This is a genomic window from Mesorhizobium sp. M4A.F.Ca.ET.090.04.2.1 (genome assembly GCF_003999085.1).
Classification (GTDB): Bacteria; Pseudomonadota; Alphaproteobacteria; order Rhizobiales; family Rhizobiaceae; genus Mesorhizobium.
Map to the genome: position 1 here is coordinate 1 of NZ_RZOT01000261.1, position 8,098 is coordinate 8,098.

11 protein-coding genes and 1 pseudogene are annotated in these 8,098 nt (G+C 65.3%); 8 read left to right on the top strand and 4 right to left on the bottom strand.

The window, feature by feature from the left end; translation table 11 throughout:
- Positions 1–265 precede the first annotated feature (265 nt).
- Positions 266–577: a hypothetical protein gene (locus tag EN781_RS34825; protein WP_189363045.1), complete on the top strand. Its 312-nt coding sequence runs from the start codon at positions 266–268 to the stop codon at positions 575–577.
- Positions 578–816: 239 nt separating this feature from the next.
- On the top strand, positions 817–1,452 hold the full coding sequence (locus EN781_RS18810) for an acetylglutamate kinase (protein ID WP_210213483.1): 636 nt from the start codon (positions 817–819) through the stop codon (positions 1,450–1,452).
- 47 nt (positions 1,453–1,499) lie between these two features.
- Here the strand turns inward: EN781_RS18810 and EN781_RS18815 are convergent, their stop codons facing one another.
- Entirely contained in the window at positions 1,500–1,844 is a 345-nt protein-coding gene (locus tag EN781_RS18815; RefSeq protein ID WP_126055373.1) for a hypothetical protein, read from the bottom strand.
- A gap of 101 nt (positions 1,845–1,945) precedes the next feature.
- Positions 1,946–3,034 (bottom strand): GSU2403 family nucleotidyltransferase fold protein, encoded by a 1,089-nt coding sequence (locus tag EN781_RS18820; RefSeq protein ID WP_126055372.1) that lies wholly within the window; start codon positions 3,032–3,034, stop codon positions 1,946–1,948.
- A gap of 245 nt (positions 3,035–3,279) precedes the next feature.
- Here EN781_RS18820 and EN781_RS35345 point away from each other — a divergent pair.
- Positions 3,280–3,351, top strand: a pseudogene (locus EN781_RS35345) (hypothetical protein); the annotation flags it as partial.
- A gap of 291 nt (positions 3,352–3,642) precedes the next feature.
- Here the strand turns inward: EN781_RS35345 and EN781_RS18830 are convergent.
- Both EN781_RS18830 and EN781_RS18835 read right to left on the bottom strand, forming a co-directional pair.
- Positions 3,643–4,692, bottom strand: coding sequence for a tetratricopeptide repeat protein (locus EN781_RS18830; protein WP_189347678.1), 1,050 nt, complete (start codon positions 4,690–4,692; stop codon positions 3,643–3,645).
- Positions 4,693–4,813: 121 nt separating this feature from the next.
- Complete coding sequence (locus EN781_RS18835) at positions 4,814–5,443, bottom strand: XRE family transcriptional regulator (RefSeq protein ID WP_245492613.1); 630 nt, start codon at positions 5,441–5,443, stop codon at positions 4,814–4,816.
- Positions 5,444–5,526: 83 nt separating this feature from the next.
- On the opposite strand from EN781_RS18835, the gene EN781_RS18840 reads away from it, so the two are divergent.
- The 5 genes from EN781_RS18840 (at position 5,527) to EN781_RS18860 (ending at position 8,060) form a co-directional block, all read left to right on the top strand.
- On the top strand, positions 5,527–5,820 hold the full coding sequence (locus EN781_RS18840) for a hypothetical protein (RefSeq protein WP_245455511.1): 294 nt from the start codon (positions 5,527–5,529) through the stop codon (positions 5,818–5,820).
- Positions 5,817–6,149, top strand: a complete 333-nt coding sequence (locus EN781_RS18845; protein ID WP_126055369.1) for a hypothetical protein — start codon at positions 5,817–5,819, stop codon at positions 6,147–6,149. The genes EN781_RS18840 and EN781_RS18845 overlap by 4 nt, the downstream gene beginning before the upstream one ends.
- 88 nt (positions 6,150–6,237) lie before the next feature.
- The gene (locus tag EN781_RS18850) at positions 6,238–7,083 is read left to right on the top strand and encodes a GcrA cell cycle regulator (protein WP_126055368.1); all 846 of its coding nucleotides are present in this window, start codon (positions 6,238–6,240) and stop codon (positions 7,081–7,083) included.
- Positions 7,084–7,267: 184 nt separating this feature from the next.
- The gene (locus EN781_RS18855) at positions 7,268–7,834 is read left to right on the top strand and encodes a hypothetical protein (protein WP_127400224.1); all 567 of its coding nucleotides are present in this window, start codon (positions 7,268–7,270) and stop codon (positions 7,832–7,834) included.
- Entirely contained in the window at positions 7,800–8,060 is a 261-nt protein-coding gene (locus EN781_RS18860; RefSeq protein WP_127400225.1) for a hypothetical protein, read from the top strand. Before EN781_RS18855 ends, EN781_RS18860 begins: the two co-directional genes overlap by 35 nt.
- Positions 8,061–8,098: the final 38 nt, after the last annotated feature.

Genomic DNA, 8,098 nt, shown 5'->3' on the forward strand with positions numbered 1-8,098 from the left:
CGTCCCTTCTCGGCGGTCTCTGGGTGCCCGCCAGCACGGGAACGATGATTGGCGGGCACCCAGAGACCGCCGAGAAGGGACGTGTCCGGTGGTCCGCTTACCAATGAGTTGGCGAGGCTTCGGTTTCCTTGAAACCGACCATTCCGGCCCTCTGCGCGTGGTGATGAGACTTCAGTCTCACGGCTGCCGGGACTGAGGTCCCTGGGGCGGAACGTTGCCGTGACGCGCCCGTTTTCTCGACAGTGCAATCGTAAGGAGAAGAACCATGGCTGACGGTCCAACGGTTGTGAATTCGGGCGGAGGTGGCACGGTTGTCGCGGTCGTTCTCGCGATTCTGGCGATCGTGGTTCTGCTCGTCTTCACAGGTGTCATCAACATCAATGGCGGCGGCAGCAAAGACGTCAACGTCAAGGTCGAATCGCCCAAGGTCGAGGCGCCGGCGGCATCCTCGCCGTCAGCGCCTGCGCCTGCGGCGCCCGCGCCTTCGGAACCCGCGCCTGCGGCCCCTGCGCCATCAGAACCTGCGCCCGCGGCTCCGGCTCCGGCCGCCCCCGCGCCGGCTCCGAGCGGCGGTTGATGCGTCGAAAAAGGACGAAGGCTCCGGCATGCTACGCCGGAGCCTTTTTCCATCGTAAGGATCGCCATCGCCACGGCTCGCTATTTCGCCGCCGGCGCGGAACCTTTAGCCATCGCTAATGTTCATCTTCCGATAGCGAACATCGCCTTCGGGTGCCGACGATCGGGACGGAAACAGCCGATCGGCCGCGCTTTGCTGCCCATCTGTCGCGCGAGTGTTGGCACATTCGGAGATCGGCCATGAACAGGCGTCTGGTACTGCTTTCCTCTCTCTCTGCTGTGTCTCTTGCGGCTGCCGGATGGTTGTCGCTGCTGCCCGCTCGCGCCGGCGAACCGCAATCGGCGACGGACGTTCGAGCGGCAATGCGGAAACTTTGGGAAGACCACATCACTTACACGCGCAACTACATCATCAGCGCCCTCGCTGATCTGCAAGACACGGACGAAGTCGCGAAGCGTCTCCTCCAGAACCAGGACGACATAGGCGACGCGGTAAAGCCTTACTACGGTGATGCGGCCGGCCAGAAACTGGCCGCGCTGCTGAAAGACCACATCAAGATTGCGACGGAAGTGGTCAAGGCGGCCAAATCAGGCAGCAAGGACAAGCTCTCGGCCGCTCAGGAAAAATGGACCGGCAATGCCGATGACATTGCGGTGTTCCTTGGCAAGGCCAATCCGAACTGGCCCGAGAAAGATCTCCGGGACATGCTCCACAAGCATCTGGAACTGACGACCGGCGAGGTGGTCGGCCGGCTGAAGAAGGATTGGGCGGCGGACATCAAGTCCTACGACGAAGGGCATGATCACATGCTGAAGTTCGCCGACATGCTGACGGAAGGCATCGCCAAACAATTCCCCGACAAGTTCAACGGGTGAACGCCGTCTCAGTTCGTAGGGCAGGAGACAAGCGGAGAAGCGATGGCTCACCACGCATCGCTTGACTTGGCAAAACTGATGCCGGCAGCCGTCATCGCCAACTCGCATTCGGTGATGGCGCGCAGGTTGCGCAAATAGCGCGCCACGGTCCGCGGCAACCAACCGGCGCAGGCCTCGACATAGGCGCGGCTGTGGACCAGCGTGCCGGTCGACAGCCGTTCTTCCTTCTCGGCGATGACCTTCAGATATTGGCGGATGAAGCGGATGTCCTCGGCGATGTCCTGGCTTGCCATCCGCCAGGCGCCGGCGAGGCGCTCGCGCTGTTCGAGCGGCAAGGATGAAAGCAGTGGACGGGAGAGGTCGGCGAAGGCGGCGTGGTTCGCGGTGTTCAAGGATGTTCCCCTCGGAGAAGGGAAATATCGTACTTTACGTACGAATACGGGTCAAGATGAATTCGTACAAATTGAACGATAAGGCGGCAAATCGTGGCGTGTTAGGCGAGCCGCATCGTAAAGCCTTCGAGTTGCGCCCCGACTGCGGCAAGCGCTGTTCCGAGCACCAGGTCGACCATGTCACGGCTGTCGGGACCGAGCAGGTTCAGGCCTTTCCGCAGCGCGTCCCGCCAGGCGTCGCCCCTGTTCCACGCTTCGGCGAATGCAAAGGCGAGGTCGTCCTGCCGACGCGTGACGTCCAGCGCCTCGACCAGCAGGCTTGCCTGATACAGATCCTTCTCCCGCTTGGCGCCGGCGCTTCGTTCGCGGCGCGCGGCGACGATCAGCTTGTGGACGGCGAAGCGCTCGGGCGAGGGGACGAGCACGGGCACGCCGGAGCGGTGCAGGAGCACCGTCCGGACGGGATCGCGGATCAGGAAATCGAGGAAGCGCAAGGGCTGTGCCGAGGCGCCGCCCAGCGACGGCATCGGGCTTGCGTGATCGGCATGGTCGTCGCTGCCCCGGTTCGGGGTGAGGAAATCGACCCGGTAGCGGGAAGCGTTCTCGAACTGCGTCGCGCGTCCGGCATCGGTCCGGTGCGGAACCTCGCGGAATGTCGGATCGACTGCCTTCAGCACTTCGATAACCGGCGGCAGGCTGTCGTCCACCTCGGCCGAGACGGAATGGAACTGGGCGAAGTCGGCGTCGCCCGTCTGCAGCGCGGCCCCACGCAGCCTGACACCGAGGTGCCCGGCATAGGTCTGGAAGGCGACCGTTCCGACGAGCACCGCGCGCAGGCGGAAGAGCCCGGCCTTCTCCAGCGCCTCGACCACGTCGCCGGTGACGGGGTCCGGCGCCGTCAGGCCGGCGTCGCGCACGAGACTTGAAACCAGCTTGCGGCGGCTTCTCAGATCGCTCTTGATCTCCTTGAAGGCCGCGACCCGCTTGGCGATCTCGGGGTCCTCGGCCGGACCGACATAACGCCTGGTCTTCGTCGGCCGGGTCTCCTCGAAGTACCAATAGTCGCGGCCCTTCACTGGCACGCGCACGAAATTGCCCGCTGTCGAGAAATCGGTCTCGAAGGAAGCATCCAGGCTGCGCTGCACAAGCTCGGCATACATGGTGCGATAGGCGAGATCGATGGTTTTCATGGCGCGATCCCAAGTCTGGGCTGGGCGTTATAAGAATTACACAGATTTCTTATAACTGCACGCTATCCGGCCGGATTTCAAGGGAGTTATAAGAAAATAGTGAAAATCTTATAACGCGACTCCGCCTTGTCCACTGGAGAGAAGGAACAGCGTTTCGCACCTCGCTCCAAAAACACTCTTCCCCAATCGCTCGAACAGTGCTGAAGGGCCTGAAGCAGCGCTCGTTCCGCTATGCCGACTACGGCGTGCGCGACGCGCACACCACGCTGATCGTCTCCAGCAACGCCTTCCTTGGCGCCAATCCGAAGGCGGCTGCAGCCTTCGCGCAGGCGACGCGCGCCGGCTACGCTTTCGCCGTCGATCATGCGCGGGAGGCAGGCGACCTGCTGATCGCCGCCAACAAGGACACGCTCACCAACCCGGCGCTGGGGCATGCCTTGTTGAAGGCGCTGAACGACGGCCACTTTTTGAAGAGCGCGGCAGGCGCCAGTTCTCATTCTGTTCCAGAATGCAAGCAGAAATTGCGGTGGCTGGATTGTGCGCCCGGCCCTGAGCCAAGCGGAGGGCAGGGGAAGGCGCGAAGCAACGCGACCTTCCAGTCTGGCAACCTACTTACCGCCAAGGCTAACTGCCGTCTTCCGGTCGGCCTCGGCGCGTTCGCGGTTTCCCTTCGCCTTCCAGGAGGCGCTTCGGGCGCTGTAGAAATCGGCGGATTTCTGATTGAGCGCGATTGCCTGGTCGTAGTCGACGATGGCCTGGTCGTGGTCGCCCTTATGCGCCCAGGCGAGGCCCAGCGCGTAGTAGGCATCGGCAAGCTTCGGGTCGAGGTCCACGGCCTGGTCGTAGTCGGCGATCGCGCGGTCGTCGTCGCCCTTGTTTGACCAGGCTAGACCCCGGCCGTAATAGGCGTAGCCGCGTTTCGGATCGAGGCCGATAGCCACGTTGAAATCGGCGATGGCGCGGTCGTAGTCGCCTTTGCCGCCCCAGCTCAGGCCACGATTTTCATAGACCCCGATGAGTGTCGGATCGAAGGCAATCGCCTGGTTGTAGTCGGCGATGGCGTGATCGAAGGCGCCCTCCGCCGCCCATGCGCCGCCCCGGTTGAGGTATGCGGATGCGTTCTTTGGATCGGCGATGATCGCCAGGTTGTAATCCGCGACGGCCCGGTCATTGTCGCCCTTGTACGCCCAGGCAAGGCCCCGGTTGTTGTAAGCAGCGCTGCTTTTCGGGTCGAAGGCGATCGCCTGACCGTAATCGGCAATGGCCCGGTCGTAATCGCCCTTCGTGGCCCAGTCGTAGCCTCGGTTGTAGTAAGCCGATGCGTATTCAGGATTGAGGCTTATCGCCTGGTCGCTATCGGCGATGGCGCGGTCGAGATCGCCTTCCATGGACCAGGCGTAGGCGCGCTTGAAGTAGGCCGTCGCGCGTTTGTCAGGACCGTCGGCCTGGTTGTCGATGATTTGCGTGCAAGCTTCGATCCGGCGGGCCGGGTCGGCCGCATTGCCGATACAGGCCGTGTAGGCGAGATTGCTGGCGATCCCCATCGCGCCACGGACGTCCAGCGCGACGACGCCGGTCAGCAGCAGCAACAGCGGCAGGCGCCATTTTCGCACCAGCCGTATCAGCCGGCTTTCGCCCACGCCTTCCCGGTTCGTCATTTCGCCGGTTCTCCCCCGAAACCATCGACCTCGGCCGACGCCGACGGCTGCTTGCCATGCAAGCAGAAATTGCGGCGTCATGAAAGAGCAGTCAGAGGCCGACGGGCGAGAGCGAGATTACTCACATATCGATCATCGACCGCTTCACCCGCCCGATGATCGTGATCGCGCCCTCCAGCTCCGGCGGCGGGATGTCGAGGTACGACGCCGGCTGGAAGGGCGGGGTGTCGTTCGGGCGCCAGCGCTTGTAGGTGGCCCGTCCGGTCTCGTCCGAGATCACATAGCAGCCATTGGTCACCAGCCGCTTGTCACGCAGATTGACGAAGATGATCGAATCCGGCGGCGAGATCTTGTTCATCGACGGCCCGTCGACGCGCAGCGCGATCCACTCGCCTTCCTCTAGGTCGGCGGTCGGGATGGTCGGATAGTCGGAGAGGTTGACGACGCTGTCCTGGCTGCCGAGCTCACCGGCGCTGATCCAGGACACGATCGGCACGTCGACGGTGACGGGCGAGGGCTGCAGGCTGACCGGTGCGGCCTCGGCGCCGTCCGCATTGAACAACAGCCAGCCGGGGTCGACGCCGAACAGCCGGCCGTATTTCTCCGCCGCCTTGCGCGACAGCGGCCGGTTGCCGTTCTCGTGGCTGATCAGCGTGTTCTTGTTGATCTCGCGCAGGGCGCGGGCCGCATCGCTGGGCGAGGCATAGCCGGCCTGGGCGCGCGCCTGCTGCAATCTGTGCCGTGAATCCATCATCGTACAAAATGCCTGAAAAATATCGTCCAAAGTGTACGAATTCGCTTGCGACTCTTTCGTACATAACGTACGCTTACCGCATGATCGACCATCACGCAAGCATTTCCGCATTGCCCACGAGCGCTTCGGCTCTGCCCACCAGCATCTCGGGGCAGCCCACGGGTATTTCCGGGCTGATCGACCGCTGGCACAGCATCGGCGCCTTCGCCGCCGATGTCGGCTGCGGCTACGAGGCCGCCCGCCAGATGCGCCGCCGCGAGCGCATCGCCCCGCAGCACTGGGCGCATGTGGTGGCGGCCTGCCGGAGGCGCGGCATTGCCGGCGTCAGCTACGAATGGCTGGCCGGCCGCGCGGCGCAAGGGGAGGCGGCATGAGCGTGCATTTCGACTTTGAATTCCAATCGTCCGGGCCGTCCTCCTCCCCGGTCCGGACGAATACCGGGGCGTTTGCCCCGGATCCGGCTGAGCCGCCCGCACCCCGGTTCACCGGAACGGCCGGAGCCGCTCCTCCCCCGGCTCCGGCCCCCTTTCTTCGTCAGGCCGCCGGCCCGCCGCGGACCGGCGTCACCTCGCTGATCCGCACTGAGGACGGCACCGTCATCCTCTTCGATCGCGCAACCGGCCGGGCGGTGTCCGGCCTGACCAGGGAGGCGGCGGAGGCCGCCCTTCTGCGCCTTGATGGCGAGGCGCCGAGTCCCGCCTGATCCGACCAATCCCCGAACGATTTTCGCGACGGCCTTCGGGCCGAGCCCTGGCGCGCGCCCGCAAGCCCGCAAACCGATGGATGCCGATATGCCTGCCGCCTATACCGACAAGGAACTCACCGAAATCGCGACCTGGCTGAAGGAGGGGCTTTCGGCCTCCGGCATCGCCGCCCGCTTCAGTGCGCTGCGCGGCGCGCGCGTGTCGCGCAATGCCATCATCGGCATCGTGCATCGCAACGCCGGCCTGCGCGCCATCGGCTTCGCCAACCCCAAGGGCGGCCGCGCCGGTGGCCGGCCGAGGAAGCACGCGACGCGGCCCGATCGTCCAGGCAAGCGGGGCAGGGTTGCCGCTGGAGGGGTGACGCTCTCCCAACCGGCGGCGTTTTCCAGACGTGCTCAGTCGATGGCGGGCGCCAGCGCCGGAACCGCCAATCTCCCCGCAAGTGGGGGAGACGTCCGGTCCACCCTCGGCAGCTGCAACGCAGCTGCCGCGGAGGACGGGCAGGGCGGAGTCGACGTATCGGCCCATGCGGTCTCCGCGCAAGCGGATGACATCGCGACCGCCCGCACCGCGCCCAAGCCGAAGCAAGCCAGGATGAGGATGCCAGCGCGGACATTGCCGCCGGCATGGCTCGCGCCGGGCGGGCTGGCGCGCGAGAAATCCGAAGCGCAGCTCTACAAGATCCCCGCGCCGCCGCGGCCGGCTGCGCCCGGCCGCCAGCCGCATGTCGCCGCCATGCGCTTCACCGACTGCCTGTTCGGCCGCTGCCGCGCGCCGCTCGACCTCGCATTACGCGAGGATGCCGACGACGATCCGCCCGGCGCGCGCCCCGGCCCCGACATGCTCTGCTGCGGCCTGCGCACGCGCCCGATGAGCAGCTACTGCAGCCACCACCATGCCAGGTTCCATGGGAACCGGGCGGGGGTGGTATGATGGGCGGTGTGGCCGAAACTGCCAATCTCCCCCCAGGTGGGGGGAGATTACCCGATCCCCACTGGCGCGCCGCCCATCCGGACACCTCCCCATGAGCGGCACCGTCTGGTCGAAATTCTTTTGGGCGGACTGGGAGTCCGATCCCAACCTCAGGCTTTGCTCGCTCGCCGCGCAAGGGTTGTGGATGCGCCTGCTGTGCGTGGCCGCCGCGCACGAGCCGATCGGCTATGTCGCGGTCGCCGGCAAGGGGCTGGACGAGTCGGCGCTCGCCCGGCTGACCGGCTGTCCCGAGGCGGAGCTTGCCGGCCTGCTTGGCGAGCTCGAGCGGAACCGTGTATTCTCGCGCGATCGCCACGGCCGCATCTATTCGCGGCGCATGATCGCGGACGCCCGCAAGGCCAGGCTCGCGCGCCGCAACGGCTTGAAGGGCGGCAACCCAAGCCTTTCAAACGACAGCGCAAAATCGCCCCGGGATAAGGGGGCGGACAACGGGCGGGTTAAGCCGCGCGGCCGGGCAGGGGATAAGCCCCAGAGTCCAGACTCCCAGAACCCAGAGTCCAGGGAAAAAGCTCTCGCTTTTTCAGGACGCGCAGGCGCGCCGAAAGAAAGGCCCGGCTGGCATCGGCCAAAAACCCATCTCGATGCCGCCAATTCAATCATCGAGGAGATCAATGACAGCAGCCGAATTGCAGCAGGCGGCCAAGGTCCTGGCGGCGATGTTCTCATGCTTCCCGCAGTCGGCGCGCGCTGACGTCGACATGCAGATGCGCGGCTACCTGGCCGCCGTTAAGGATGCCGAGCTGGCGGACGTGCAGGCCGCCATCCAGCGCTTCATCCGCGGCGAGGCCAGGGTCGACAGCGCCCAGTTCTGCCCGTCCAGCGCCCAGCTCTCGATCGAGGTGCGCGAGCGCCGTCTGATGCGCGAGCTGATCGCCAAGCGGGGAGGGGATTCACCTGTGAAGCTGGTGAAAAGCTGACATCTGGAGACGGCGTGCCGCGGAACACCCCTCATCCG